Genomic DNA, 24,419 nt, shown 5'->3' with positions numbered 1-24,419 from the left:
CCAGGTCGACGCTGACCGTCAGGTACGGCGTGGGGCAGCCGTACGGCCGACCGTCGCCGCCAGCTTCCGCAACCGGCGCCAGTCCAGGCGGGGTGGACGCTGCACCACCCCCGGCCGCTTCCGGGGGACTCGGACGGCGAGTGCGCCGGGCGCGATGCGGCAGTGGACGGGTGAGGGAAGGACGAGGGCCTCGCCGTCGAGACCCACCTGCACCTCCGAGCCGTCGGCTTCGACGACGACCTCGCGGACGGTCAGGACGGTGAGCGCGGCCGGTTCCGGGTCGAGCAGCAGCGCGGCGGCGTCGGCCGCGCTGTCCACTCGTACGCCGAGGACACCCAGCACTCCGGTGTCGAGGCGGTCGCGACGGCCGAACCCGAAGGGATCGCCGGTCCGATAAGGGTTGTTGCTCACCAGCACCGCCTGAGGGGAGTCGAGTGTGGTGTCTCCCGCCTTTGCGGTGAGCCGGGCACCTTGCTGACCGGTGAGCAGGTCGGGCAGCAGGTCCAGGCTGGTGCCGATCTTGTCGTTGCGGTAGGAGGGGCTCTGCACGATCGCCGCGTACGCCCCGAAGGAGGCGTTGTTGACGAAGGGACGGTCACCGGCGAAGCCGAGGTCGACACGGAGTTCGACACCGTCCCTGAGCGCGTCGAGGCAGGCGCTCGGGTCGTCGCGGTCGAGACCGAGGTCCAGGGCGAAGTGGTTGCGGGTGCCGGCGCTGATCACGAGAAACGGTATGCCGTGCTCGGCGGCGACGGCCGCGACCAGGGCCTGGGTTCCGTCGCCGCCCGCGGCACCGAGCAGATCCGCACCCTCCGCGACCGCGGCCTGGGCCAGCGCCGTGATGTCCTGCTGTTCGTCCGGGTCGAGCAGGACGACACGTGCGCCGAGCCGCTCGGCCTTCTCCTTGAGCCCGAAGCGGTCCACCTTGCCGCCGCCCGAGCGTGGATTCATGATCAGGAACGGCCGTTGCGGCGGGGGCGTGCGGTGCTCCTTGCTCCGCACCCGATGGCTTCCGGTGCCGCGCAACGCATACCGGCCGCTCCACACGGCCACGCCCCACAGCGCCAAGGACACCGGCAGTGCCCAGAGGAGGGTGGCGGCGAACAGGGCGACGATTCCGGCGGGGACGGCCAGGGCCAGCACGCCCGCCGCCCAGCGCAACGGTCCCCGCAGGGTCAGCGTCCACCACGCCGCAGCCGCGGCGACCGCCAGGCCGACAGCACCGCACACCAGAAGCAGCACGCCGGCCAGGCCGTCGTAGCCGAGAGGCACCAGGACCGCGAGAGCGGCAGCGGCCAATGCCACCCTCGCCGCCCACCGTTGTCCTCGATACGCCCGTCTGCTCACGTCCATGGCCAACTGTTCTCTCCGTCCGGGAAACCCGCCTCGACCTCGCACGACCGAACTCTGGCAGATCCCTGACAGAACCGTCGTCCCCTGCCGTCCGGCCCACCGGTCGCCGGGGCGTCGCTTGCCCAGAGGGCAGGGGCGTCAACTTCATGGCCAGTCACGGCACTTCCGGTCTGTCGAACGGTCCGGGCATGCCGTTGTTCGGTCGGCACAGATCAGTCTCAAAGACCCGGTCGTGGTGTGCGGACGGCGTGCATACCGTCCGGAGACCGAGGCGGGTCGGGAGCATCGGTCCGCCGCAGTCAACGGCATGCAAGGGGAGGCGTTGTGGCGAGTGTGGAAGTGTCGCTGAAGGAGATGATGGCCGGGGTCGAGGGTTCTTTGGGAGCCGCCGTCGTCGACTACACCAGCGGAATGGCGCTGGGCACACTGGGCGGGGGCAAGGACCTGGACCTGACGGTCGCGGCGGCCGGCAACACGGATGTGATCCGGGCCAAGGTGCGCACGATGGAGCAGTTGGGTCTCAACGGCCGGATCGAGGACATCCTGATCACGCTGGACTCCCAGTACCACCTGATCCGCCTGGTCACCGGTCGCACCGGCAACGGATTGTTCCTGTACCTCGTCCTGGACAAGGCCCGCTCGAACCTGGCGATGGCCCGCCTTCAGCTCAAGCGGGTGGAGGAGGCGATCGAGATCTAGCGCGGCCGAAGACCCTGGGCCACGTATGCCCGTCATGTGAAGACTTCTTCAAGTCACCACATCAACATGGTTCCAATGTGCGGTCGTGGCGGGCCCGGGGCATGAAGGATCGGCATCCGAGGGCGGCATGCGGTGCGGCGGCGTCCTCGGATGCCGCCGCACCTCGCCAGCCCCGTCGCCCCCACCCGACCAGGAGCGAGCAGACATGCAGGCCCCCCTCTATCAAGTCAAGGCGGAGTTCTTCCGCATGCTCGGTCACCCCGTACGCATCCGGGTCCTGGAGCTGCTCCAGGACGGTCCGGTGTCCGTCCGGGACCTGCTCGCCGACATCGAGATCGAGCCGTCCAGCCTCTCGCAGCAACTGGCCGTTCTGCGTCGCTCCGGCATCGTCGTGTCCATACGAGAGGGCTCCACCGTCCGCTACGCCCTCGCCGGCGGCGACGTCGCCGAACTCCTGCGCGCCGCCCGCCGTATCCTCACCGAACTCCTCACCGGCCGAAACCAGCTCCTGACAGAGCTGCAGCAGATCGACGCCCCGCCCGAACCGCTGCATCCCACCAGGTGACGGCAACCGGAGACGAATCCGACGGCCGCACCGGTTCGTTTTGGTCTTGGCGCACCAGAAAGTCATGCAGTCGACACTGTCGACGCTCCGCGCCCCATAGGCCGCTCTCGGTTTAATTTCGCCGTCAAAGTGTCGACAGGCTCCGGGAGTTGATGGAGTATCAGCCGTGCGTCAGGGACACGCGCGAAGCCATCGCCCACAGGAGCCGTCATGCAGACGACCGCCCCCGGCATCGGCAGAAGAACCCTCCTCGCCCTCCTCACCCTCACGGGCGCGGCCGCCCTCGTACGGCAGCCCGAGGCCGCCGCCACGAACGCCACCGTCGCGGGCCAGGAGCTGACCGCGATCGCCGCCAACCCGTCCTTCACCTTCGCCACCGACCTCGCCGGCGCGGCGGGCTCGGGGGAGACCTCGCCCATCGACACCGCGTACCGGCTGGGAACGTATGAGGTCACCAACGCCCAGTACCTGGAGTTCATCACCGACTCCGGCAGGGACGCCCCCTCCTACTGGGACGGCGGCACCTACCCGGACGGCAAGGCCGACCACCCCGTACTGGAAGTCTCCCTCGACCCCGCCACCGCCTACTGCGCCTGGCTCACCGGCCGGGTGGACACCGACGCCCTCACCTACCCCTGGGGCGACACGGCGGGCACCACGTACGTGGACCTCGTGCTGACCAGCAAGTACAACTGCACGGCGGTGTGCGCGGCCTGCGAACTCGCCGTGTACGGCGACGAGTCGGCGACATACACCGCCGCCGGCTCCGACCTGTACGGCGACGAGTCGGCGACATACACCGCCGCCGGCTCCGACCTGTACGGGCAGAGCTTCCCGATCTCCGAGATCCTCTCCATCGGCAGCACCGGAACCGTGTCCGGCCGGAACGTCACGGTGAGCCGGACCGGGTTCGTCCACACCGACGTCTACGACGCCCTCACCGACACCGGCGGCTGCACCACCCCCGTCACCGCCTACCCCGGCGGGATCAGCGCCGACGGCGTGTGGGACCTGTGCGGCAACTGCTGGGAATGGATCACCTCCGTCATCACCGCCACCCACGGCGGCGAGATGGACCAACAGGTCGACGCCATCCGCGGCGGCTCCTGGTACGCCAACCTCAACAGCTGCACGGCGATCCACCGGGGCGAGGGCCGGGATGCCTCGGGCCGCTGTGCGACCGTCGGCTTCCGCGTCGCCGCCACCCCTCGGACGGGATGACCACACCCGCGCCGGAGCAGTACTCATCCGGCACACGGCAACAGGTCACTGACGACGGCCGTCCCAATGAGGCGGCTCGATCCTGGTTGCCGTGTGCGCGGCGGGAGTTGGGCGCTAGCTCGTGGGGAGAGGCCGGTCGTAGACGTTGTCCGGCGTCACGATCTCGGTGATCGCCCGGGCGAGCAGCGAGGACGGCTCCTGGCCCTGGTACGAGATGTCGGTGTTCAGCATCAACACCAAGGTGGCCTTCTTCGAGGGCAGGTAGACGGTCACGGTCTGGTAACCCGGGATGGAGCCGTTGTGCCCGATCCAGCCGTCGCTGTTGAAGATGCCCAGGCCGTAGCTGGTGCCGGGGTGGCCGGTGGGCAGCATCTTGAGTCGCTGCTCCTGGGTCTGCGGCCGCAGCAGCGTGCCCGTGGCGACGATCTTCGCCCAGCGGCGCAGGTCGTGCAGGTCGGAGATCATCGCTCCGGCCGCCCAGGCCCAACTGGGGTTCCAGTTCGTGCTGTCGGCGACCTCACCGGTCAGCGTCTGGTTGGTGTAGCCGCGGGGGTGCGGCCGAGGGAACTCGAAGTCCCGCGGGAACAGCGTGTGGGACAGGCGGGCGGGGCGCAGTACCCGCTTCTCGATGAAGTCGGCGAGGCGGCGCCCGCTCACCTTCTCGACCACCAGGCCGAGCAGGACGAGGTTGGTGTTGGAGTACTCGAACTGCTTGCCAGGCGCGAAGGTGTTCTTGTGCTTGTAGCCGTACGCCAGCACCTCCCGCGGCGTGAACGAGCGCTTGGGGTTGCTCAGCAGATCGTGCACGAAGCCGGCGTCCTCGGTGTAGGGGAAGAGGCCGCTGCGCATCTCGGCGAGATGACGCAACGTGATCCGGTGCCCCTTGGGTACGCCGTGGATGTAGTCGGAGATCGGGTCGTCGAGTCCGACCAGGCCGTCGTCGACGAGCTTGAGCAGCGCGGTGACCGTGAAGGTCTTGGTCTCGCTGCCGATCCGGACGAAGACGTCGGAGGTCATCGGCTTGCGGGTGGCGGTGTCGGCGACGCCGGTCGCACGCACGTAGCTGCCCTTGCCCGGCATCCACAGCCCGGCGACCACGCCGGGGATGCCGGCCTGCTCACGGACCTTCTCGATGGCCTTGTCCAGACGCGAGGCCAGCTCGGGGTCGAGCTCGTGCGCCGGGCAGTCGTCCGGCCGGGATTGGTGGGAGGTGACGGCCTGTGCCGCCGTGGCGGGAGCAGCCGCCATCGGGGCCAGCACGGACGCCACGAGCAGCGCTGCGGCGAAGACACGTCGGGCGGAGGTACGTTTCACGACTCGGTGCCTCTTCCAGGTCTGGGTCGGGGCAGCCACGTCACCATCCGCGCCCTTGGAGCCGGTCCCGCGCGCGGCCACCCTCCGTACAAGTCCACCCGTTCGGCGCCGCGCAGGTCGCTGGGACGCACTACGACGTGGCACGTCGGCGGCGCGTCGGGTCGGCCTGCTCGCCAACCCCTTTCCGGCAGGGGGCCAGCGGTCCTTCCGCCTCGTTGACCGCGGCACTGGCGGCCCCGAAAGCGGGAGCGGATCGAGGGGCGGGCATAGTCGACGGCCATGGCGTACCAGCGAGGGCCACGTACGGATCGCCGAAGCCGTGCGCGTCGGACCGCGTACGGCCGCGCCGGTTCGCTGCGACGGCGTGTGGTGCCGGCTGATCGACCGCTGCCGGCCAGATTTCCGTACACGAAAGCAGCCGGGGTGCGGTGTCGCGAAGCGGCCGGGTGCGCCATCGTGAGACGTGCCGGTTGTCTGGTGAGGGGGAGTGGCGGGTGAGGGTCGTCGTGACGGGGGCGTCCGGGTTCCTGGGACGCCTGCTGGTGAGGGAACTCCTACGGACGCGGTCCTTCGCCGCGGCCCCGGTCACCCGGCTGGTGCTGGTCGACCGTGTTGCCTGGCCCGATGGTCCGCCGGTCGTGGATCCTCTCGTCGAGACGGTCAACGGCGACCTGGTCGACCACCTCGGCGAGGTGTTCGCGGAGCCGGTGGACGTGGTCTTCCACCTCGCGGCGGCGGTGTCCGCCGAATGCGAAGCCGACTTCGACCTCGGGATGCGCGTCAACGTGGACGCCACCCGTGCGCTGCTGCAGGCCGCGCGGGGCCAGTCGGCGAGCGGCGGACCGGTGGCGCGGGTGCTGTTCACCAGCAGCCTCGCCGTCTACGGGCCTCTGCCGACGGGAGGGCTCCCGCCGATGGTCAGCGAGACGACCTTGCCGGCACCACGATCGAGCTATGGCACACAGAAGCTGATGTGCGAGCACCTCATCGCGGACATGACCCGTCGCGGCTTCGTCGACGGGCGTGTGGCCCGGCTGATGACCGTCGCGGTACGGCCGGGCAGGCCGAACGCGGCCGCCTCGGGTTTCGTCTCCGCCATCATCCGCGAGCCGCTCGCCGGACGGCCGACCGTCTGCCCCGTCGCCCCCGAACTGAAGGTGGCCCTGGCCTCGCCGCGGGGCACGATCGAGGCCGTGCTCCGCATCGCGGAAGCCGAGCGCGGCAGCGGGCCAGGACGAGTGGAGGGAGCGACGCCGGTCAACGTGCCCGGTCTGACCGTCTCGGTGGCCGACATGCTCGCCACACTGCGGAGAGTGGCGGGCGCCAAGACCGCCGATCTTGTGACCCTCGCACCTGATCCGGCCGTGGAGGCCGTCGTCGGCTCCTGGCCCGCTGTCTTCGACAACCGTCGCGCGGCGGACCTGCGCCTGCTGCCCGACGAGAGCTTCGAATCGGTGGTGCGGGAGTACCTCGCGGCATCTCAGAGGTCGACGAGCTTCTCGTAGAAGAACTCATGCTTGAGGAAGGACGTTTCGTGTTCCGCCCCCGGATACGGAGGGATGAGCTGGGCGGCCTGGAAGAGCCGCCAGCCGTCCTGGAGGGCGGCGACGCCGGTGCGGTACGGGGGTTCGTCGCTGTCACCGGTGGTGGGGGAGGTGGTGCCGGTGCCGTCGTAGCGGGCCCAGCCGACCACGTTCGAGTCGAGGGCGGAGGTGGCCAGGTACAGGACGAGCACCTGCTGGCGCGTGGTGTGTGCGGTGGTCCCGGTCGTCGCGCTGTCGGCGATGGTCATGCCTGGCTCCTCAGGGCGGGCCGGTTGGCGATACGGGTGGCCCAGTGGTCGATGTCGAAGCTCGGGTCGCCGGTCAGGGTGCGCCACAGCTGGATCCGGTTGTGGATCTCCAGTCGGCCGGTGGCCGGTTCGTACCAGGGGAAGGTGCGTCCCAGTTCGGAGGGCACGGCGGGGGAGTCCAGATCCGAGACGTCCCACAACCGAACCTGGGGCACGGTCGGGTTGAAGCGGATCTTGTACATGTGGCGGACGGTGTCGCTGTCGTTGCGACGCCCGCCGTGCCAGATGCCGTGGTGCAACAGCATGACGGTGCCGGCCGCACAGGTCAGCCGGGTCTGGCCGAGCAGGTTCTGGTAGCGGCCGGTGTCGGACTCGTTGGTACGGCGCAGATGGCTGCCCGGTACGACGAGCGTGCCGCCCATGTCCGCGGTGACCTCCTGCGGGTAGTACATGAGCTGCACGTCGAACGCGTCGGGCCGCACATCGATGAGCGCGTCGGCGTGCAGCGGCTGCGCGCTGCCCTCGTGCGGTTCGCGGGTGTGTACGAAGTGATGGTCGACGCTCGGGTCCGCCCCCACCAGACTCTCCAACGCGCCTGCTACAGCGGGGAGTTCGACGAGCCGGCGGGTGAAGGAGCCCTCGGGGAACGCCTTCGGCACGGGAGCGCCGTACGGCACGGCGGGCAGCCCGGTGGCGAAGACGCCGAGCGCCTCCTCGTTCATCTCCCGGGGCACGATGCCGTCCAGGCGCAGGAAACCGTGGGCCACGAACCGCGCCACCTCGGCGGAGTTCAACAGCTGTCGTGTGGTTGACATACGACGAACGTAAAAGTCACCGCCGTCCCTGTCGTGGGCTGTAATCAGCGAGCACTGGTAATTTTCCACCATGCAGCAGCAGGTGGAGCTCGCCCTCGATCAGCCGCCCCACGTGGCGAACGCGGGCGTGGGCGTGCACGGGTCGGCCGGCCCGCACGAGGTCTTCCGGCTGCCCAGGCTGTGGCAGCTCCATCTGTACAGCTACTCCGGCACGCTGGAGTTCGGCGGCGTCTCGCACCGGATCCGGCCTGGCCATGTGAGCCTGGTGCCACCCGACACAGAGGTCCACTTCCACTACGACGCCCCGCGCTGCGAGCATCTCTACGCCCACTTCCGGCTGCCCGGCGACGGGGAACGGCGCCGCCTCCCGGCGATGCAGGATGCCGGTGCGGAGGCGGCCGCGCTGAGCGGGCTGCTGAGGCAGACGGTCGCGGCGGGCACACAGTCCCCGTCGCGCGCCTCCGCGGAGCTGTGGACGGTGCTGTGGCGCACGACCACCCTGACCGGCTCCGCAGACGACAGACCAGGCCCTCGGCATCCCGCCCTGCGCACGGCCGTCGCCCATATCGAGGAGCACCTGGCCGGCCCCCTGGACATCCCTGCCATCGCCCGCGCCGCAGGCGTCTCCCACACCCACCTCACCCGGCTGTTCCGCGAGGACACCGGGTCCACCGTCGTCGGCTACATCAGACACCGCCGCATGGAGCGCGCCCGGCACCTCCTCATCGCCTCGACCCTGGCCATCCCGGCGATCGCGGCCGCGGTCGGCATCTCCGACCTTCAGGCGTTCAACAAGACCTGCCGCAAGGAACTGGGTGCCTCACCGCGGGCGGTGCGGCAGGCGGCGAGTGGGTGAGCGGAGCGGGCCCGGGGGAGCCGGCATGGTGGGACAGCCTGCGACAGCACGTCACCGCCTGGATGACGACGAGGTCAGACGGGCTGCCACAGCTCGACCCGATTGCCCTCGGGATCGGTCACCCAACCGAATCGGCCGACGCCCTCCATGTCCTGCGTCTCTTCGGCCACATCGGCTCCCCTGGCGCGCAACTGCGCGAGCATCGCATCCAGGTCGCGGACCCGGAAGTTGAGCATGGTTCGCTGCGTCCGGGACCCGAAATACTCGGTCCCGGACTCGAAGGTGGCGAACACCGTCACTCCGGCATCCTGACGCCACATACCGTGCTCATCGGCGTCCAGGCCCAGACAGTCGCGGTACCACGTACTCAGGGCCGCAGGGTCAGCCGCTCGCATGAAGTAGCCACCGATACCAAGCACACGTTCCATACCGCCATCTTGCCAGGACGGCTCTTGTGAGGGCCGGTACGGCTGTGCTCCTACCGGCGCTCCTTGTACTGCTGCCACTCGCGCCCGCCGTCATGGGAGATCCACAGCCCTTCGCCCTTGACCAGGCCGTACGTCGCCGTCGTCGAGTCGGCGATGCCGTAGAGCGTGGTGCCGTCGACGGCGAACGACGTGAATGCTGCCGGTGTCCTCAGCTCGTGGAAGGCGCGGTTGGTGCGGTCGTCGGCGAGCCAGTAGCGGCCGCCTTCCTCGCCGACGAGCAGCCGCCCGTCCGCGAGCAGCTCCAGGGCCAGCGACACCGGGCCACCCTTGAGGGTCTTCCAGGGAATGCCACCGTCGCGGACCGTCTGCCAGTGTTCGCCGTCGTCCGTCGTCACCAGCAGGCCGCGTACGTCCTCGCTCTGGGTGAGGGACAGGGCCGCGGTGCCGCCCCCCGCGACGAGGATGCCTCCCGCGTCGGAGTACGTCTTCGGGACAGCCCTGGAGCCAAGGGTGCGACCGTCGCGCTGCCATACGACACGGTTGGGCTCATCGGTGAGGAACTGTTCCAGGCTCCAGACCGTGCCCCGCTCGTCGACGGCGACGAGGATGGCGTCGTCCGGCACCCCGGCCGGGGGCGCCACGGTGCGCGTGGCCGGGCGGTGGACGAGGGTGGGTTCCAGCTCGGAGAGCAGGACGTCGCCGGGCCGGGTGCGCATGGGCGTATCGGTGGTGACGACCTTGTGCCGCTTGCCGCGTACGTCGAGCAAGTACGCTCCGTCCGCCCCCTCTCCGGACGGCACTCGCACGAAGCCCTCGCTCACCCCCTTGAACGCGGGCCGCACCGCCTCCGCATTCCCGTGCTCCGCGTGCTCGGCGACCGTACGGCCGTCGGGTCCGACGATGCGCCAGGCGAAGGCGGCCGGCCCCTCGTCGTCCTCGACGTTGAGGACGTCGTACGACAGGAGCAGCGAACCGTCGTCCGCCCGGACCACGCCGGTGGGCGCGCCGGCCGCCTCGATGACGTCGGCGGGCTTCGGGTGAGGGTCCTCGATGACGCGCCTGTACTTCGCCTCACGGCCCCCGGAGTCCCCGTCGTCGATGCCGGCGGCACCGCAGGCGGCCACCGCGACCGCCGCACTCACCGCGGTCACGAGCCTGAGCGTCCACGTCCCACGTCTTTTCAGCCAGACCATTGCCGCATCCTGACACGAGTCGACGGCTGCCGTGGCGATAGATCAGTCAGGTCACCCGAGACTCCGTCGCAATGACCGAACTCGGCAGCCTGGCCGGAAACCGTCCTGAGGGCTCGGGCTTATCGGTCTGGACCATTGACCCGGCATGGTCGGGGCGTCACCCTGTACTCCGCTGGCAGATGCGTGAGTGAACAATGGTCATATCCATGAACCGATGTGAACTGACTGCTGTGCTCACGACCCCCGCCATGCCTCCGCGCATGCCCACCCCCCACTCACGACGAGGTGAACGGTCATGAGCACCACGCGCAGAACCCTTCTCGGCGCCGCGCTCGGCGGTGCGGCCGCCGCAACGGTCGGTCTGCCCGCCTCCACCGCGCACGCCGCCTCCTGGCAGCTGAAGTGGTCCCCGTCGGCGAGCAGCGGCGGACTCGGCGCCTTCGAGACCATCGAGGACGACCGCGCCGACTCGCACACATCCGCCGCGCCGCACATCTACGCCACCGGCAACAACTGGCGCTTCAACATGCACACCGTCGACCGGGACACCTCCACCGACCGTCAGCGCCACGAGGTCACCGGCCTGCGCAACGGCAGCGGCAGCAACTACCTCAAGTGGACCGAGGGCCAGACCTGGCGGGTCACGTACTCGATGTACATACCGAGTTCCCTGAAGGCGACCACCAGCTTCACCCACATCATGCAGATGAAGCAGCCGGGCACCGGCTCCTCGCCCGTCGTCGTACAGTCGCTGCGCCGCGTGAACGGCGTCCAGACCATCGAGTTGAAGCAGTTCACCGACGACATCCTCATCGGCCGCACCGAACTGGAGCCGCTGCACGACAGATGGATCGACGTCGACTTCCAGATCAAGGTCGGCAACGGCTCGGCGGGTTCCCTGCGCTGGATCCTCAAGAACGGCTCGACCACGGTCATCGACAAGTCCCGCACCGGCATCGACACCTTCCTCGCCGACCGTGTCCGCCCGAAGTGGGGCATCTATCGCTCCCTGGGCGACACGTCAGGCTCCCTCCAGAACTGCTACCTGCTGCTCAGCAACATGCGCGGCTATCAACTCCTCTGACGGGCACGTACTCTCCTCCAGAGCCTGGAAGCGTGCTCCCGCCCAATGGCGTGTGGCCGATTCCGTGGACGGGTCCGGCAGGGAAGGGCGGGGCGTGTGGACCAGGGCGAGGACCAGATTCTGGCTGACGAGCTTGCTGCACTGGGTGCCCAGAGCGGGGGCAGCGGTCGCTTGACCGGACTTGTGGCCAAGCTGATGAGGAAGAACGTTCACGAGATCGACCTGGTCGTCCCGTTGCCGTTCGGCGATGCCGTGGAGCGCGTCGCCGGAGTGCTCGGAGGGGGAGGACGGCCGGTGGTGTCCATGCGTGTCGAGGACGGCGGGGACCAGGAGATGATGCGTGTCGTCGTCGGTGGTGGTCTCGGCGGCCTGAATCCCGTGGTGGTCACTGTGTTGGTGACAAAGGGCACGGAGGACGGCTCGACGGTGAGGCTTCGCGCGGCTGCCAAAGAGGGCTTGGTCAAGCAGCGGGCGGGAGAGAAGACCGCCGCCCGCCTTGAGGCATTGCTGTCTGGATCTGATGGCGAGTTCGGCACGACCCGCCAGGCGTAACTCCCGCCCCTGATGCCTCAGCCGGACTGTCTGACGATGATGTGAGCCGGTTCGAGGGTGGCGTCGGCGGCCGGCAGGCCCAGGGCGGTGCGTGCGGCGATGCGGCCGAGGGCTTCCGCGTCGATGTGCACGGTGGTCAGAGCGGGCGAGAACAGTGCTCCGTGCGGGGTGTCGTCGAACCCGATGACGGCGAGGTCCTCCGGTGCCCGCAGGCCCATGTGCCGCATCGCGGCGAGCGTGACGAGGGCGATGTCGTCGTTGTAGGCGGCGAGCGCGGTCACCTCGGGATGTTCGGCACGGAAGGACCGCAGAAGTTCCGCGGCGGCGCCGAGGTCGCCGGGAAGGACGAGGGTCGGGCACTCGGGCAGGCCCGCGGATTCAGCGGCCCGCCGCATCAGCCGCTCGCGCAGACCGGCGAGGGACTGGAGTTCAGGGGTGTCCGGCAGGACGGTCGCGATGTGCCGGTGACCTCGCCCGGCGAGGTACTCGACCGGGACGTCGGCCTGCGCGGAGAACGCGGTGAGGGACGTCGCCGTGTCGGCGGCGATGGCGTCCGCGCGGCCGGAGTCGCCGAGGTCGATCACGGCCCGCGCGGAGACGGCCTGGGCCACGTCGGTCAGGGCCTGCGAGGAGAGGTGGCCGTGCAGCACCAGCAGCACGTGATCGTGCGCGGCGAGCTCCGCGTCGAGGCCGCGGATGTAGTTGCCGAGGCTGCTGCCGGTGGGAATGCCCTCGACGTTGAGCAGGACGATGCGTGACGCCCCTTTGCGCAACGCCTGCGCCGACCCGTTGGGGACGTATCCGAGGTCGCGAGCGGCCTGCCGGACCCGCTCCCGCGTCTCCTGGGAGACGTGCCCGGCCGCGCCGTTGAGGACGAAGCTCACCGTGGTCTGAGAGACGCCACTGGCCCGGGCGACGTCCTTGGCCGTCGCGCGCGTGGACTTGCTCACTGACTCGCTCCTCGGGGCGGAGGCCGGCGGTGGGCCTCCTGCGTGCGGTCTGGTCTGGGGCTTGTGCGGCGCGGGATGCGCTGGATACCGTACCGCAGACAGTTGGTAATACGATTTACCACTTGTGGGACGCGTGCCCCGGACCGCATGCGAGGAGAGGCGCCCATGAAGCTCGACCTGGTCGACCCGGAGCTGCGCCGCAGTGTCGCGCGGATGCCACGGCTGCCCGTCCGCCGGAAGTGGGGGCGGCGCCTGGTGCGCGCCCTGGTGGTCCGGCACGGGACGGGCGAGCCGGTCGAGGGTGTCGACGTGCGCATCCTCGGCGAAGGCCAGGGCCTGCGCGTGTACACCCCGGTCGGCGGTGGTTCGGGGGCGGCACTGCTGTGGGTGCACGGCGGCGGGTACCTCATCGGCGACGTCGTCCAGGACGAAGCCTTCTGTGCCGCGACGGCCCGCGAGCTCGGCGTGCTCGTCGTCTCCACGAACTACCGCCTCGCACCTGAACACCCCTTCCCTGCCGCGCTCGACGACGCCCTGGCCGCGTGGCAGTGGCTGCTGGCATCGGCCGGGGACCTCGGGATCGACCAGGAGCGTGTCGCTGTCGGGGGTTCCAGCGCCGGCGCGGGGCTGGCCGCCTGCCTGGTCCAGCGGCTGTACGACGACGGAGGGCGCCGGCCGGCAGCGCAATGGCTGTTCTCCCCGATGCTCGACGACCGCACCGCCGGGCGTCGTGAGCTCGACCGGATGCGGCACCGGGTGTGGAACAACTCCGCGAACCGGATCGGCTGGGGTGCCTACCTCGGCGCCGAGCCCGGCGGCCCCCGGACGCCCGACCACGCGGTCGCGGCCCGCCGCACCGACCTCGGCGGTCTGCCCCCGGCCTGGATCGGCGTGGGCGACATCGACCTGTTCGCCGACGAGTGCCGCACCTACGCCGACCGGCTGCGCGCCGCGGGCGTGGACTGCACGTTCGACCTCGTCCCCGGCGCTCCCCACGGCTTCGAGACGTGGGCTCCCGACACACGCGTCTCCCGCGCGCTGCTGGGGCGCGGCCGCGCCTGGCTGGGCGCACAGCTGACCGGGGCGGCCTCGCAGATCCCCGGAGGGGAGATCGCATGATCCGCACGTCCTTCAACGACGGCTGGCAGACCCGGCCCAAGGTCAACCCCTTCGCCGAACTGTCCGGCACGAAGGTGCCCTTCCGGCCGGTGACACTGCCGCACGACGCGATGATCGAGCGGGATCGCGTGGCCCGGGGCGGCGAGGCCACGATGGAGGGAGGTGCCGGCGCGTATTTCCCGGGCGGAGCGTACGAGTACCGCAAGACGTTCTTCGTGCCCGAGGAACAGCGGGGCAAGCGGATCCTCTTCGAGTTCGAGGGCGTCCAACGGGATGCCGTCGTGTTCGTCAACGGTGACTACGCCGGGCAACGGCCCTTCGGCTACTCGCACTTCGTCATCGACGCGGACCGTTTCCTGCGCTTCGGCGAGGACAACGAGATCCGCGTCGAGGCGCGAACCCATCGCGACTCGCGCTGGTACACCGGCGCGGGCATCTACCGGGACACGTGGATGCTCGTCGGCGACGTGGTCCGCATCGCGCCCGACGGGGTCCGTGTCACCACCCCGGACGTCGACGACGAGCGGGCGGTGATCGAGGTCGCGACAAGGGTCGAGAACGACTCGATCGCGGTCCGCACGGCCGACGTCGTCACGGAGATCCGCGATGCCGGCGGAAGCGTCGTCGCGAGCGGCATGTCGAAGGTGACGGTGCTGCCGGGCGAGCCCGCGACCGTACGCCAACGCCTGTACGTCCGCGCCCCGTTGCTCTGGAGCCCGGACACCCCGACCCTCTACAACGCCACCGTGACCCTCGAGGACCTGGACGCCGAGACCGTCACCTTCGGCATCCGTACCCTGCGTCTCGACCCCGAGCGCGGCCTGCGGATCAACGGCGAGACGGTCAAGCTGCGCGGCACCTGCGTCCACCACGACAACGGAGTGCTGGGCGCGGCGACCTTCGCGCGTGCCGAGGAACGCCGGGTCCAGCTCCTCAAGGCGGCCGGGTTCAACGCGATCCGCATGTCCCACAACCCCATGAGCAAGGCGATGCTGGACGCGTGCGACCGCCTCGGCATGCTCGTCGTGGACGAGGCGTTCGACGTGTGGACCTCCGGCAAGAGCGAGTTCGACTACAGCCTGAGCTTCCCGGATTGGTGGGAGCGCGACATCGAGGCGATGGTCGCCAAGGACTTCAACCACCCCAGCGTGATCCTGTACTCGACAGGCAACGAGATCCCCGAGACCGGCACGCCCTTCGGTGCCGCGTGGGGGCGCCGACTCGTCGAGAAGGTCCGATCGTTGGACAGCACGCGCTACGTCACCAACGCGGTGAACGGCATGCTCGCCGTCATGTCCGACCTGGGCAAGCTGCGCGGGCAGTCACAGGAGAGGACGGGCGAGGACGCGGACAAAGGCATCAACACGCTGATGGCCGACGCGGGCGACATGATGAACGCGATCAGCGCCTCCGACCTCGTCACGCGGAAGACGGCCGAGTCCTTCGCCGTCCTCGACGTCGCCGGCATGAACTACGCCGAAGCCCGCTACGCCCTGGACCGTGACCTGTTCCCCCACCGGATCATCCTCGGCACCGAGACCTTCCCCACCCGCATCGACGGCAACTGGCGCCTGGTCCAGCAACACGGCCATGTCATCGGCGACTTCACCTGGACCGGCTGGGACTACCTGGGCGAGGTCGGCATCGGCCGCCCCCAGTACCTCACCCCGGGCGCCCCGCGACCCTCGCACACCGCTGCCCACCCCTACCTGGTCGCGGGCTGCGGCGACCTCGACATCACCGGCCACCGCCGCCCCGCCTCCTACTACCGCGAGATCGTCTACGGTCTGCGGGCCGAGCCCTACCTCGCGGTCCGCCGCCCCGAACACCACGGCAGGACCTGGGCCGGCACGCCATGGGCCTGGAGCGACTCGGTCTCCAGCTGGACCTGGCCCGGGTCCGAGGGCAAGCCGGTCGCCGTCGAGGTCTACGGCGACGCCGACGAGGTCGAACTCCTCGTCAACGGCCGCTCGTCGGGGCGGCAGCCGGTGGGCGAGGACCACCGATTCCGCACCGAGTTCGACACGACGTACGAGCCCGGCGAACTCCTCGCGATCGCCTACCGCGACGGCATCGAAACCGGCCGCCACACCCTGCGCTCCGCGACCGGCCCGATACGGCTGCGCGCCAACGCCGACCGCCCGGCCATCACCGCGAACGGCCGCGACCTCGCATACGTCACCCTCACCCTGACCGACCCTGACGGCACCCTCCACACCGCCGCCGACCGCCCGGTGCGCCTCGAAGTCACCGGCACGGGCGTCCTGTCGGGCTTCGGCAGCGCGGACCCGTCCACCGACGAACGCTTCGACGCCACCGAACGCCGTACCTACGAAGGCCGCGCCCTGGCCGTCCTCCGCCCGACCGGCCCCGGCAAGATCCGCCTCCTCGCGTCCGCACCCGACTGCGACCCGGTCGAAGTCCTGGTCGTCGCCGAACCGTAGCGACCCGACCGATGAGGCTCCCCGGGTGCCCTGCCCGGGGGGATTCCGGTCGGCACGGGTGCGGCGGGTGGGCTGATCCAAGCTGCCCGTCTCCGGGCGGCGTCCCGGCTGACCAGCGACGCCGCGTGCCGCGCGGTGTGGAGCCAGAGGGCCGCCAACGCCCTGCGGCGACCGGTCGTGGCGAACCGACGTACCGGAGAGTTCGAGGTGTTCGTGACGGGTCAACGGTGCAGGGCGCGGAGGCTCCGCGCCAAGGCGGGGATCATCACCGTCGCAGGGACGAGGTGGAGCCCGATGAGGGCGGTGGTGGTGGCGGTGTCCGCCCCGGCGAGGAGGGGCGGGACCCACGAGAGCGCGGTCAGTGGCACTGCCGTCCAGACGAATCGCTTGGCGGGACGAGCGCTCCAACGCAGAAGAGCGGCGGCGATGACGATGCCCACGACCGAGAAGAAGCCGGTCACCACCGCGAACCCGGACAAGGGGATCCTCTCGCCACCATCGGGGACCTCGAAGTCGACGCCGACGGCCTGGGCGAGCGCTGCGACCAGTGCGGTGGCCACCATCGCCGCGAGCGTGGCAAGGGAGCCGATGCCCGCGAGCCTGGCGAGTCGGTGGGTGTGGCTGGTGGGGCCCGCCGCCGGGCCTGCGACGACCCCGGTGTCATCCATGCTGTTCACGCTTCTCCTCCATCCTTCGGTGGCCGGCGTACGGGGGTGCCGACTGGCATGCGACGGTCCTGGTCCAGAGGTGACGACGCGCACCCTGGCCGTGCGACGGCCGGGGTTCCGCAGGGCGCGGACGCCGGTGCCGCGGAGCCAGAAACCGGAATCGCGTCCCAGGACCGGCCCGGGCTCGCCGTCGCGCAGCTCCAGCTGCACCCGCCCGCGGGTGACGACGCCGAACGCGTCGTACCACTGCGCCGCGACCACCGTGACACGCGCGCCACCGCGCAGCGTGAGCGTCCGCACCGGGACTACTCCGTACCGTCCGCAGGCAGGCGCTCCGGCAGCCCGAGCCGCGGGAACTGGTCGTCGTGGAACGTGACGATCTCGGCGATCGCCCCTCCGGTGATGCGCAGGACGTCGAGCGTCAGTGGCAGGTACGCGCCCTCACGCTTCTGCCAGAGGTAGAAGGCGACGGCGGGCTGCCGGTTCACGGACGTGAGGACGGCGCGCAGGCCCTTCATGCCCTCGAAACCGCTCTCGACCCAGTCGTTCACCACCGCGTCGCGGCCGACGTACAGGCCCGGCGTCGGCGGCATCGAGCAGCGGACATCGTCCCGCAGCAGCGCTGCGAGCGTCGGGATGTCCGTGGCCACGCTGGCGTCGGTGAAGCGGCGCACCAGCTCGCGCGTGGCGGCGTCCTGTTCGCCGCCGGTCCAGTCCTGCCGCTCGGCGGGCAGGTGCTGCCGCATGCCGGCGCGGGCTCGCTGCAGCGCGCTGTTCACGGAGTTGACGGAGTCCCCGAGGATCTCCGCGACGTCCTTCGCGGGCCAGCCGAGCACGTCCCGCAGGACCAGCACGGCACGCGGGCGCGGGGCGAGGTGCTGGACCGCGACCAGGTACGCCAGTTCGATCGTCTCCCGCGCGACGGCGAGGCTCTCCGGCTCGTCCGTGTCGCCCGCGGGCAGCTCGTCGAGCAGCCGGTCCGGGTAGGGCTGCAGCCACAGCACCTCGCCGCCGGTCGCGGGCTCCGGGCGGCGTTTGGCGAGCAGGTCCAGGCAGGCGTTGGTGGCGATCCGGTACAGCCAGGCCCGGAATGTCGACCGCCCCTCGTAGGTCTCCCGCCGCCGCCAGGCACGCAGGAACGTCTCCTGCACGGCGTCCTCGGCGTCCTCGAACGAGCCGAGCATCCGGTAGCAGTGCACGTGCAGCTCCCGCCGGTGCCGCTCCGCCAGCCCAGAGAAGGCCGGCTCGTCGACCTCGCCCAGCCCGCTCCCGCCCAGCTCCTCCGGCCGCGTGTCCGCACTCATCACGTCATCCTTCCGCCTCGTCGTGTCCCGACGTAGGTGTGACGGGTGCGGTCACGAAAACTCATCACCAGGGTCGGTCGGCAGGGCTGGGCGCTTCTCATCCTTGGTTGATTGCTGGTCCTATGGGGAGCCTCACCTGATCCGGCTACCGACCGTCAGCTTTCGAAGCGCTGCCGGGCGGACTCGATGTGCCGGAAGTAGCGGTAGGTCCACTCGCACATCCCGTCGACCGTCGCCCGCAGTCCGTGGCCCGCTTCGGTGAGCGTGTACTCGACACGGGGCGGGACGGTGGGGTGGACGGTTCGCTCGGCCAGGCCGTTGCGCTCCAGCATGCGCAGGTTCTGGGTGAGCATTTTGTGGCTGATGCCTTCGACCCGGTCGCGCAGCTCGCTGAAGCGCAGGGTGCCTTCCCCCAGGGCTTCGATGATCAGGAGTGCCCACTTGTTGGCGACGTCGGAGAAGATCTCCCGCGCGAGGGAGTCGGCGAGACGCAGGTTGGCATCATCCGTCGAGCCGCTGAGCTGCTTGGTCACCATGAGGTTCCCCAGTCACCGAAAAGTGCGTTCTTCCATGTCATCGCTCACTCTCCTACGGTTCCTTAGTAACTACAAGAGACCGCATCGGGCCGGTCTGGCGAACACGGGCTCGCAGGAGCCCGGACGAGGAGACGGACAGCATGACCATCACGCTGAAGAACCCCGAGAGCCTGCCGAAGATCGATGTCTACCGGCAGGTGGCGATCGCTTCCGGCTCGCGGCTGGTCTTCGTCGCCGGGCAGGTTTCGTGGGACGCGGAAGGGGTCACGGTCGGCGAGGGCGACCTCGCCGCGCAGGTCGAACAGTGCTACCTCAACGTCGCCGCCGCACTGGGCGAGGCCGGCGGTTCCTTCGACGACGTAGCGAAACTGACCTTCTACGTCGTCGACTGGACCGCCGACAAGATGCCCTTGCTCCTGGAGGGAATCTCCCGGGCGAACGCGACGCTGGGACTCACTCCGGTGCCGCCGGCCACACTGATCGGCGTCGCGGCTCTGGACGTTCCCGAGCATCTGGTCGAGATCGAAGCCACCGCAGTCCTCGACTGAGCGCGTGTCACAGAGGACCGACGCGGTCGGCTGTGGCTGTTCCGGTCCGGCCGGAGGCCACAGTTGTCAGGGATGCTTAACCGACGGCAGTGTGCAGGCGGTGTCGAGCCCCAGGACGTGATTGAGTCGGCCGAAGGCCAGCCATGAGCCGATGCACATGCTCAGCTCCACGATCTCCGCCTGGCTGTAGTGCGCCTTGAACCGCGCCCAGAAGTCCTCGTCCAGGCCGTGATGGTCGAGGGCATAGCGCTCGGCGTACTCGGCGGCGAGCCGGGTCCGTTCGTCGAAGGCGCCCGTGGTGCGCCACTGCGTGACCGCGTCGAGGAAGCCCTCCTCGACCTTCTCCCCGCCGCGTTCGGTGCGCCAGTCCAGGCAGAACAGGCATCCGTTGATCTGGGCGATACGCAGGCGGGCGGCCTCGAACTCGCGCAGTCCGAGGGTCGTGTTCTCGTAGACGGCCAGGGAGAACGCGCTGGCTGCCGGGCCGATCCCGGGCACCAGGTCGCCCCAGACATGCAGGATGGGGTCGGCGCCCTGGGGGATGTCGATCTGCATGATCACTTCTTTCCCAGTCTGCCCACCGCGGGGCGCAGCGGGACGTCGAGCGCGTCGAAGAGGCCGGGTCCGGCCTCGACGAGCCAGTCGATGGCGTTCACCAGACGGCCGGCCGCCGTCGCATTGCCGCCGGCGGCTCTGTTGTCCCCCTCGTCCGTGGCCTCGACCGTGACCTCGATCCGGGGGCGGCCTTCGATGATCACGCGGTGCGCGCCCGCCCCACCGTCGGGTGGCGCCGGCCAGTCCGGGGCACAGGCGGCATGGATGCGGGTGACGTGCTCGATGACGATGCGGGGTTCGCCCGCCACCATGCCCTGCACCTCGAGGCGCACCGCTCCCTGAGTGCCGGCCGCGAACTCGCCCATCGCGTCGGTGACGACGGCCGTGTCGAGGGGGCGGCGTTCCAAGGTCTCCTCGATGGAGTCCAGTTCGGCATCCAGGGCCCGGGCCATCATGCGCAGCTGTCCGCCCCAGATCATTGTCGGAATGCCCTCGGCGAGCATCAGCGGCTGGTAGTTGAGGGGATGCCCCATACCGATCAGATCGCGGACGGCTGACTCCTGGTCGTAGGTCGAGTAGTCGAAGATCTCCTGGCAGCGGACGGCCTCGATGGCGGACCCCAGCCCGCTCACCAGCAGCGGGAGCACGTCGTTGGCCCACCCCGGGTCCACGCCCGACACGAACAGCGAACCGCCGCCGGCCTTGATGGACTCCAGCAGCACGTCGCGAATCTCGGCAGGCGCGTGCGTGCAGTCGTACATGCCGTACAAGGACGGCGTGACCACCACCGCGCCGGTGCGCAGCGCACGGCTGATGTCCTTGATCGCGCCGTCCGGGCGCACGTCACCGGAGGCCGCGTACACGACGGCGCGAGGGGCTCGGGAGAGTGCCGCGGCCACATCGTCCGTTGCCGCCACCCCGAGGCGCCGGCCGAGTCCGCTGAGCTCGCCCGCGTCCTTGCCGACCTTGGCGGGGTTGGACACCAGTACGGCCACAAGGCTGAGCTCCGGGTGCGCCGCGACGGCCCGAATGGCGGCGCGCCCGACGTTGCCTGTGCCCCAGACCACCGTGGGAATCATGGGCGGAGGGTAACGAGGCACCCCAAAACTTCCCATAGTCGTGCGCGAGGAAACGGGTGTCGGGGCAGACGCCCGTGTTGGACCCGAACGAGCCCACCCCGGCTCGGGGCTTGTCGTCAACCTGTCAAGGGATACGGCGGAGATGGGCCCGGAAAGATTTCAAGTTTCGAAGGCTTGCCGAGACTTGGAACTCATCAGTTAAATCAAGACGTGAACTAAGCGTCGAGGCGGTGGCGTCGGTATGCAGCCACGCCCGCTGTCGGCGCGCCCTCATGTCCTTTCCCGACGCACCCGCAGGGACCTCCATGAGACTCAGATCCCTGGGTGTCGCGCTCGCCGCCACGGCAGCGCTGATCACCCTGCCCACCATCCAGCCACCGGTGGCCGCGGCCGCCGACGCCAACCTGTCCCAGGGCAGAACGGCGACGGCGTCCTCCGACGAGAACGCGGGCACCCCCGCGCCCTACGCGGTCGACGGCGACACCGGCACCCGGTGGTCCTCGGCCGCCACCGACGATCAGTGGATCCAGGTCGACCTCGGAACCGGCGCCACGATCAACCAGGTCGTCGTCAACTGGGAGACGGCCTACGGCAAGGACTACAAGATCCAGTCCTCGTCCGACGGCAGCACCTGGACCGATCTGCACACGGTCACCGGCTCGGACGGCGGCACCGACACGCTCGCCGTCTCCGGCCAGGGCCGGTACGTACGTCTGCAGGGCGTCCACCGGGCGACGCAATGGGGCTACTCCGTCTGGGAGTTCCAGGTGTTCGGCACCACCGGGACATCTCAGCCGGGCACCTGCTCGACCGCCGACTCGGCGCAGGGCAGGACCGCTTCCGCGTCCTCGACGGAAAACGCCGGCACCCCCGCCTCCGCCGCGGTCGACGGCAACGACTCCACCCGCTGGTCCAGCCAGGCCTCGGACCCGCAGTGGCTGCGTGTCGACCTGGGCTCCTCCCAGGACATCTGCGGGATCGACCTGAACTGGGAAGCCGCGTACGGCAAGGACTTCCAGCTCCAGGCCTCCGCCGACGGCCAGAACTGGATCACTCTCAAGAGCGTCACGGGCGCCACCGGCGGCCGCGCCTCCTACGACGTGAGCGGCACGGGCCGCTACGTCCGTGTCCTGGGGACGGCTCGCGGGACGGTCTACGGATACTCGCTGTGGGAGGTCGCCGTCCATGCGACGTCCGGCGGCACCGGAGGCCCGGTCGAAGGCGGCGGTGACCTCGGCCCGAACGTGATCGTCGTCGACCCGTCCACGCCGAACCTCCAGCAGAAGTTCGACCAGGTCTTCGCCCAGCAGGAGTCCGCCCAGTTCGGCTCCGGCCGCTACCAGTTCCTGCTCAAGCCGGGCACCTACAACGGCATCAACGCCCAACTCGGCTTCTACACCTCCGTCTCCGGCCTCGGAATCAACCCCGACGACACGCAGATCAACGGCGACATCACCGTGGACGCGGGCTGGTTCAACGGCAACGCCACACAGAACTTCTGGCGTTCGGCGGAGAACCTCGCGATCACGCCGTCCAACGGCACCGACCGCTGGGCCGTGGCCCAGGCCGCGCCGTTCCGCCGCATCCACGTCAGGGGCGGTCTCAATCTCGCCCCCAACGGCTACGGATGGGCCTCCGGCGGCTACATCGCCGACTCCAAGATCGACGGCACGGTCGGCCCGTACTCCCAGCAGCAGTGGTACACCCGGGACAGCTCCGTGGGCGGCTGGACCAACGGTGTGTGGAACATGACGTTCACCGGCGTCCAGGGCGCCCCGGCGACGAACTTCGACACCGGGCCGTACACCACGCTGGACACCACCCCGATCTCCCGGGAGAAGCCGTTCCTGTATCTCGACGGCAACGACTACAAGGTCTTCGTCCCCGCCAAGCGCACCGACGCCCGCGGTGTGTCCTGGCCCGCCAACGCCGGGACCTCGCTGCCGCTCAGCCAGTTCTACGTCGTCAAGCCCGGCGCGACAGCCGCCACCATCAACACCGCACTGGCCCAGGGGCTGAACCTGCTGTTCACGCCCGGCGTCTACCACCTCGACCAGACGATCAACGTCAACCGCGCCGACACCGTGGTGCTCGGGCTCGGCCTGGCGACCATCGTGCCCGACGGCGGCATCGACGCCCTGCACGTCGCGGACGTCGACGGCGTACGGCTGGCCGGCTTCCTCATCGACGCCGGCGCCACCCGCTCCGACACCCTGCTCCGGATCGGCCCCGCCGGAGCGGGCGCGGACCACTCCGCCAACCCGACCACCATGCAGGACGTGTTCATCCGCATCGGCGGCGCCGGCCCCGGCCTGGCGACGGACTCCGTCGTCGTCAACAGCGACGACGTCGTCATCGACCACACCTGGATATGGCGAGCCGACCATGGTGAAGGCGTCGGCTGGGAGACCAACCGGGCCGACTACGGACTGCGCGTCAACGGCGACGACGTCCTGGCCACCGGCCTGTTCGTGGAGCACTTCAACAAGTACGACGTCGTATGGAGCGGTGAGCGGGGGCGCACGATCTTCTTCCAGAACGAGAAGGCTTACGACGCCCCCGACGCCGCCGCCATCACACACGACGGCATGGTCGGCTGGGCGGCCTACAAGGTCGCCGACACGGTGGCCGTGCACGAAGCGTGGGGTCTGGGCAGCTACTGCAACTACACCTCCGATCCCTCGATCGTGCAGCACCACGGCTTCCAGGTCCCGGTCAAGGCAGGCGTCAAGATGCACCACCTGCAGGTGATCTCCCTGGGAGGCAAGGGCCAGTACGCCCACGTCATCAACGACACCGGCGCCCCGACCTCGGGGACGGACACCGTGCCGTCGAAGGTGACCTCGTTCCCGTGATCCACTGATCCACGGGCGATGCGGTGCATCGCGCGCCGCGTCGTCACCTGTCAATCGGGTGGTGCGCCCTCGTGGTGCACCACCCGCTCTCGTTGACCGTGTGATGAACGAGACAGACAACCACCTGTCATCGCTCGACACACGGGACGAGGTAACCCGTTCTTGCTGCGTGGGATCCGGCTGCGCGTTGACTCTCCGGGGCAGAAGCAGCAGTTCGTCGGGGTCCACGCCAGGTGGATCGAGGCCGCCGACTGGCTGGTAGACAGCCGGAGTCGGGGGGTTCGGTGTCATCGATGGCCGGATCGCCCGTAGGCTTCTGGGGTCTAACGGCGTCACATAGCGGGCGTCAAACCTTGGAGGACACACCTCGTGCTCATTGCTCAGCGTCCGTCTCTGACCGAAGAGGTCGTCGACGAGTTCCGCTCCCGGTTCGTGATCGAGCCGCTGGAGCCGGGCTTCGGCTACACCCTCGGCAACTCTCTTCGCCGT

Annotated in this window: 23 protein-coding genes and 1 pseudogene; 12 read left to right on the top strand and 12 right to left on the bottom strand. The window is 69.7% G+C overall.

What is annotated here, in order from left to right; translation table 11 throughout:
* Positions 1-18: 18 nt before the first annotated feature.
* Positions 19-1,353, bottom strand: coding sequence for a diacylglycerol/lipid kinase family protein (locus tag ACWD3I_RS42945; RefSeq protein ID WP_451084346.1), 1,335 nt, complete (start codon positions 1,351-1,353; stop codon positions 19-21).
* 324 nt (positions 1,354-1,677) lie between these two features.
* Here ACWD3I_RS42945 and ACWD3I_RS42940 point away from each other — a divergent pair, with 324 nt between their 5' ends.
* The 3 genes from ACWD3I_RS42940 to ACWD3I_RS42930 all read left to right on the top strand — a co-directional run bounded on the left by ACWD3I_RS42940 (position 1,678) and on the right by ACWD3I_RS42930 (position 3,838).
* Positions 1,678-2,052: a roadblock/LC7 domain-containing protein gene (locus ACWD3I_RS42940; RefSeq protein WP_365400179.1), complete on the top strand. Its 375-nt coding sequence runs from the start codon at positions 1,678-1,680 to the stop codon at positions 2,050-2,052.
* Positions 2,053-2,257: 205 nt separating this feature from the next.
* Entirely contained in the window at positions 2,258-2,617 is a 360-nt protein-coding gene (locus ACWD3I_RS42935; RefSeq protein WP_365400176.1) for an ArsR/SmtB family transcription factor, read from the top strand.
* A gap of 210 nt (positions 2,618-2,827) precedes the next feature.
* The gene (locus ACWD3I_RS42930) at positions 2,828-3,838 is read left to right on the top strand and encodes a formylglycine-generating enzyme family protein (protein ID WP_365400173.1); all 1,011 of its coding nucleotides are present in this window, start codon (positions 2,828-2,830) and stop codon (positions 3,836-3,838) included.
* Positions 3,839-3,952: 114 nt separating this feature from the next.
* Here ACWD3I_RS42930 and ACWD3I_RS42925 read toward each other — a convergent pair whose 3' ends face one another.
* Positions 3,953-5,152, bottom strand: a complete 1,200-nt coding sequence (locus ACWD3I_RS42925) for a serine hydrolase domain-containing protein (RefSeq protein WP_365400170.1) — start codon at positions 5,150-5,152, stop codon at positions 3,953-3,955.
* 494 nt (positions 5,153-5,646) lie between these two features.
* Here ACWD3I_RS42925 and denD point away from each other — a divergent pair, with 494 nt between their 5' ends.
* On the top strand, positions 5,647-6,657 hold the full coding sequence (gene denD / locus ACWD3I_RS42920; protein WP_365400167.1) for a D-erythronate dehydrogenase: 1,011 nt from the start codon (positions 5,647-5,649) through the stop codon (positions 6,655-6,657).
* On the opposite strand, the gene ACWD3I_RS42915 is transcribed toward denD, so the two are convergent.
* Positions 6,633-6,944, bottom strand: a complete 312-nt coding sequence (locus tag ACWD3I_RS42915) for a hypothetical protein (protein WP_365400164.1) — start codon at positions 6,942-6,944, stop codon at positions 6,633-6,635. The two genes, denD and ACWD3I_RS42915, sit on opposite strands and share 25 nt — an antisense overlap.
* On the bottom strand, positions 6,941-7,759 hold the full coding sequence (locus ACWD3I_RS42910; protein WP_365400162.1) for a phytanoyl-CoA dioxygenase family protein: 819 nt from the start codon (positions 7,757-7,759) through the stop codon (positions 6,941-6,943). The genes ACWD3I_RS42915 and ACWD3I_RS42910 overlap by 4 nt, the downstream gene beginning before the upstream one ends.
* A gap of 70 nt (positions 7,760-7,829) precedes the next feature.
* Here ACWD3I_RS42910 and ACWD3I_RS42905 point away from each other — a divergent pair, with 70 nt between their 5' ends.
* Complete coding sequence (locus ACWD3I_RS42905) at positions 7,830-8,615, top strand: AraC family transcriptional regulator (protein ID WP_365400159.1); 786 nt, start codon at positions 7,830-7,832, stop codon at positions 8,613-8,615.
* Between the two features lie 74 nt (positions 8,616-8,689).
* Here the strand turns inward: ACWD3I_RS42905 and ACWD3I_RS42900 are convergent, their stop codons facing one another.
* Positions 8,690-9,043: a VOC family protein gene (locus ACWD3I_RS42900; protein WP_365400156.1), complete on the bottom strand. Its 354-nt coding sequence runs from the start codon at positions 9,041-9,043 to the stop codon at positions 8,690-8,692.
* A 50-nt stretch (positions 9,044-9,093) separates the two neighbouring features.
* On the bottom strand, positions 9,094-10,194 hold the full coding sequence (locus ACWD3I_RS42895) for a hypothetical protein (protein ID WP_365400153.1): 1,101 nt from the start codon (positions 10,192-10,194) through the stop codon (positions 9,094-9,096).
* A gap of 337 nt (positions 10,195-10,531) precedes the next feature.
* Here ACWD3I_RS42895 and ACWD3I_RS42890 point away from each other — a divergent pair, with 337 nt between their 5' ends.
* A complete protein-coding gene (locus ACWD3I_RS42890) occupies positions 10,532-11,320 on the top strand; it encodes a heparin lyase I family protein (RefSeq protein ID WP_365400150.1) in 789 nt (262 codons plus the stop codon).
* Between the two features lie 96 nt (positions 11,321-11,416).
* Positions 11,417-11,872 carry a hypothetical protein gene (locus tag ACWD3I_RS42885; protein ID WP_365400147.1) on the top strand — a complete coding sequence of 152 codons (456 nt, stop codon included), beginning with the start codon at positions 11,417-11,419 and terminating at the stop codon, positions 11,870-11,872.
* Positions 11,873-11,889: 17 nt separating this feature from the next.
* On the opposite strand, the gene ACWD3I_RS42880 is transcribed toward ACWD3I_RS42885, so the two are convergent.
* The gene (locus tag ACWD3I_RS42880) at positions 11,890-12,822 is read right to left on the bottom strand and encodes a LacI family DNA-binding transcriptional regulator (protein ID WP_365400144.1); all 933 of its coding nucleotides are present in this window, start codon (positions 12,820-12,822) and stop codon (positions 11,890-11,892) included.
* 165 nt (positions 12,823-12,987) lie between these two features.
* Between ACWD3I_RS42880 and ACWD3I_RS42875 the strand changes: the two genes are divergently transcribed.
* The gene (locus ACWD3I_RS42875) at positions 12,988-13,941 is read left to right on the top strand and encodes an alpha/beta hydrolase (RefSeq protein WP_365400141.1); all 954 of its coding nucleotides are present in this window, start codon (positions 12,988-12,990) and stop codon (positions 13,939-13,941) included.
* Complete coding sequence (locus ACWD3I_RS42870) at positions 13,938-16,385, top strand: glycoside hydrolase family 2 TIM barrel-domain containing protein (protein ID WP_365400138.1); 2,448 nt, start codon at positions 13,938-13,940, stop codon at positions 16,383-16,385. Before ACWD3I_RS42875 ends, ACWD3I_RS42870 begins: the two co-directional genes overlap by 4 nt.
* Positions 16,386-16,606: 221 nt before the next feature.
* Here the strand turns inward: ACWD3I_RS42870 and ACWD3I_RS42865 are convergent, their stop codons facing one another.
* From ACWD3I_RS42865 to ACWD3I_RS42855, 3 genes are all read right to left on the bottom strand, one after another.
* Positions 16,607-17,353: a DUF6069 family protein gene (locus tag ACWD3I_RS42865; RefSeq protein WP_365400135.1), complete on the bottom strand. Its 747-nt coding sequence runs from the start codon at positions 17,351-17,353 to the stop codon at positions 16,607-16,609.
* A 5-nt stretch (positions 17,354-17,358) separates the two neighbouring features.
* Positions 17,359-18,357 carry an RNA polymerase subunit sigma-70 gene (locus ACWD3I_RS42860; protein WP_365400132.1) on the bottom strand — a complete coding sequence of 333 codons (999 nt, stop codon included), beginning with the start codon at positions 18,355-18,357 and terminating at the stop codon, positions 17,359-17,361.
* Positions 18,358-18,512: 155 nt separating this feature from the next.
* On the bottom strand, positions 18,513-18,893 hold the full coding sequence (locus ACWD3I_RS42855; protein ID WP_365400129.1) for a winged helix-turn-helix transcriptional regulator: 381 nt from the start codon (positions 18,891-18,893) through the stop codon (positions 18,513-18,515).
* Between the two features lie 140 nt (positions 18,894-19,033).
* Between ACWD3I_RS42855 and ACWD3I_RS42850 the strand changes: the two genes are divergently transcribed.
* Positions 19,034-19,441 carry a RidA family protein gene (locus tag ACWD3I_RS42850; RefSeq protein WP_365400126.1) on the top strand — a complete coding sequence of 136 codons (408 nt, stop codon included), beginning with the start codon at positions 19,034-19,036 and terminating at the stop codon, positions 19,439-19,441.
* A 66-nt stretch (positions 19,442-19,507) separates the two neighbouring features.
* Here the strand turns inward: ACWD3I_RS42850 and ACWD3I_RS42845 are convergent, their stop codons facing one another.
* Together ACWD3I_RS42845 and ACWD3I_RS42840 are read right to left on the bottom strand one after the other, a co-directional pair.
* Positions 19,508-19,996 (bottom strand): carboxymuconolactone decarboxylase family protein, encoded by a 489-nt coding sequence (locus ACWD3I_RS42845; RefSeq protein ID WP_365400123.1) that lies wholly within the window; start codon positions 19,994-19,996, stop codon positions 19,508-19,510.
* A gap of 2 nt (positions 19,997-19,998) precedes the next feature.
* Positions 19,999-21,075: an NAD(P)H-dependent amine dehydrogenase family protein gene (locus tag ACWD3I_RS42840; RefSeq protein WP_365400120.1), complete on the bottom strand. Its 1,077-nt coding sequence runs from the start codon at positions 21,073-21,075 to the stop codon at positions 19,999-20,001.
* A 305-nt stretch (positions 21,076-21,380) separates the two neighbouring features.
* Between ACWD3I_RS42840 and ACWD3I_RS42835 the strand changes: the two genes are divergently transcribed.
* Together ACWD3I_RS42835 and ACWD3I_RS42830 are read left to right on the top strand one after the other, a co-directional pair.
* Positions 21,381-23,930 carry a discoidin domain-containing protein gene (locus ACWD3I_RS42835; protein ID WP_365400116.1) on the top strand — a complete coding sequence of 850 codons (2,550 nt, stop codon included), beginning with the start codon at positions 21,381-21,383 and terminating at the stop codon, positions 23,928-23,930.
* Between the two features lie 369 nt (positions 23,931-24,299).
* A pseudogene (locus ACWD3I_RS42830) lies at positions 24,300-24,419 on the top strand (DNA-directed RNA polymerase subunit alpha); the annotation flags it as partial.

The organism is Streptomyces sp. NPDC002817, assembly GCF_053592055.1.
The sequence above is the reverse complement of the archived record's forward strand: the minus strand, read 5'-3'. Positions and strand labels throughout refer to the sequence as shown.

Excerpts from the sequence above, each read along its gene's own strand:
- ACWD3I_RS42945 (WP_451084346.1), bottom strand. The coding sequence starts at position 1,353 with ATGGACGTGAGCAGACGGGCGTATCGAGGACAACGGTGGGCGGCGAGG.
- ACWD3I_RS42905 (WP_365400159.1), top strand. The coding sequence starts at position 7,830 with ATGCAGCAGCAGGTGGAGCTCGCCCTCGATCAGCCGCCCCACGTGGCG.
- ACWD3I_RS42835 (WP_365400116.1), top strand. The coding sequence starts at position 21,381 with ATGAGACTCAGATCCCTGGGTGTCGCGCTCGCCGCCACGGCAGCGCTG.
- ACWD3I_RS42845 (WP_365400123.1), bottom strand. The coding sequence starts at position 19,996 with ATGCAGATCGACATCCCCCAGGGCGCCGACCCCATCCTGCATGTCTGG.
- ACWD3I_RS42935 (WP_365400176.1), top strand. The coding sequence starts at position 2,258 with ATGCAGGCCCCCCTCTATCAAGTCAAGGCGGAGTTCTTCCGCATGCTC.
- ACWD3I_RS42915 (WP_365400164.1), bottom strand. The coding sequence starts at position 6,944 with ATGACCATCGCCGACAGCGCGACGACCGGGACCACCGCACACACCACG.
- ACWD3I_RS42840 (WP_365400120.1), bottom strand. The coding sequence starts at position 21,075 with ATGATTCCCACGGTGGTCTGGGGCACAGGCAACGTCGGGCGCGCCGCC.
- ACWD3I_RS42855 (WP_365400129.1), bottom strand. The coding sequence starts at position 18,893 with ATGGTGACCAAGCAGCTCAGCGGCTCGACGGATGATGCCAACCTGCGT.
- ACWD3I_RS42910 (WP_365400162.1), bottom strand. The coding sequence starts at position 7,759 with ATGTCAACCACACGACAGCTGTTGAACTCCGCCGAGGTGGCGCGGTTC.
- ACWD3I_RS42860 (WP_365400132.1), bottom strand. The coding sequence starts at position 18,357 with ATGAGTGCGGACACGCGGCCGGAGGAGCTGGGCGGGAGCGGGCTGGGC.
- ACWD3I_RS42930 (WP_365400173.1), top strand. The coding sequence starts at position 2,828 with ATGCAGACGACCGCCCCCGGCATCGGCAGAAGAACCCTCCTCGCCCTC.
- ACWD3I_RS42875 (WP_365400141.1), top strand. The coding sequence starts at position 12,988 with ATGAAGCTCGACCTGGTCGACCCGGAGCTGCGCCGCAGTGTCGCGCGG.
- ACWD3I_RS42900 (WP_365400156.1), bottom strand. The coding sequence starts at position 9,043 with ATGGAACGTGTGCTTGGTATCGGTGGCTACTTCATGCGAGCGGCTGAC.
- ACWD3I_RS42890 (WP_365400150.1), top strand. The coding sequence starts at position 10,532 with ATGAGCACCACGCGCAGAACCCTTCTCGGCGCCGCGCTCGGCGGTGCG.
- ACWD3I_RS42850 (WP_365400126.1), top strand. The coding sequence starts at position 19,034 with ATGACCATCACGCTGAAGAACCCCGAGAGCCTGCCGAAGATCGATGTC.
- ACWD3I_RS42870 (WP_365400138.1), top strand. The coding sequence starts at position 13,938 with ATGATCCGCACGTCCTTCAACGACGGCTGGCAGACCCGGCCCAAGGTC.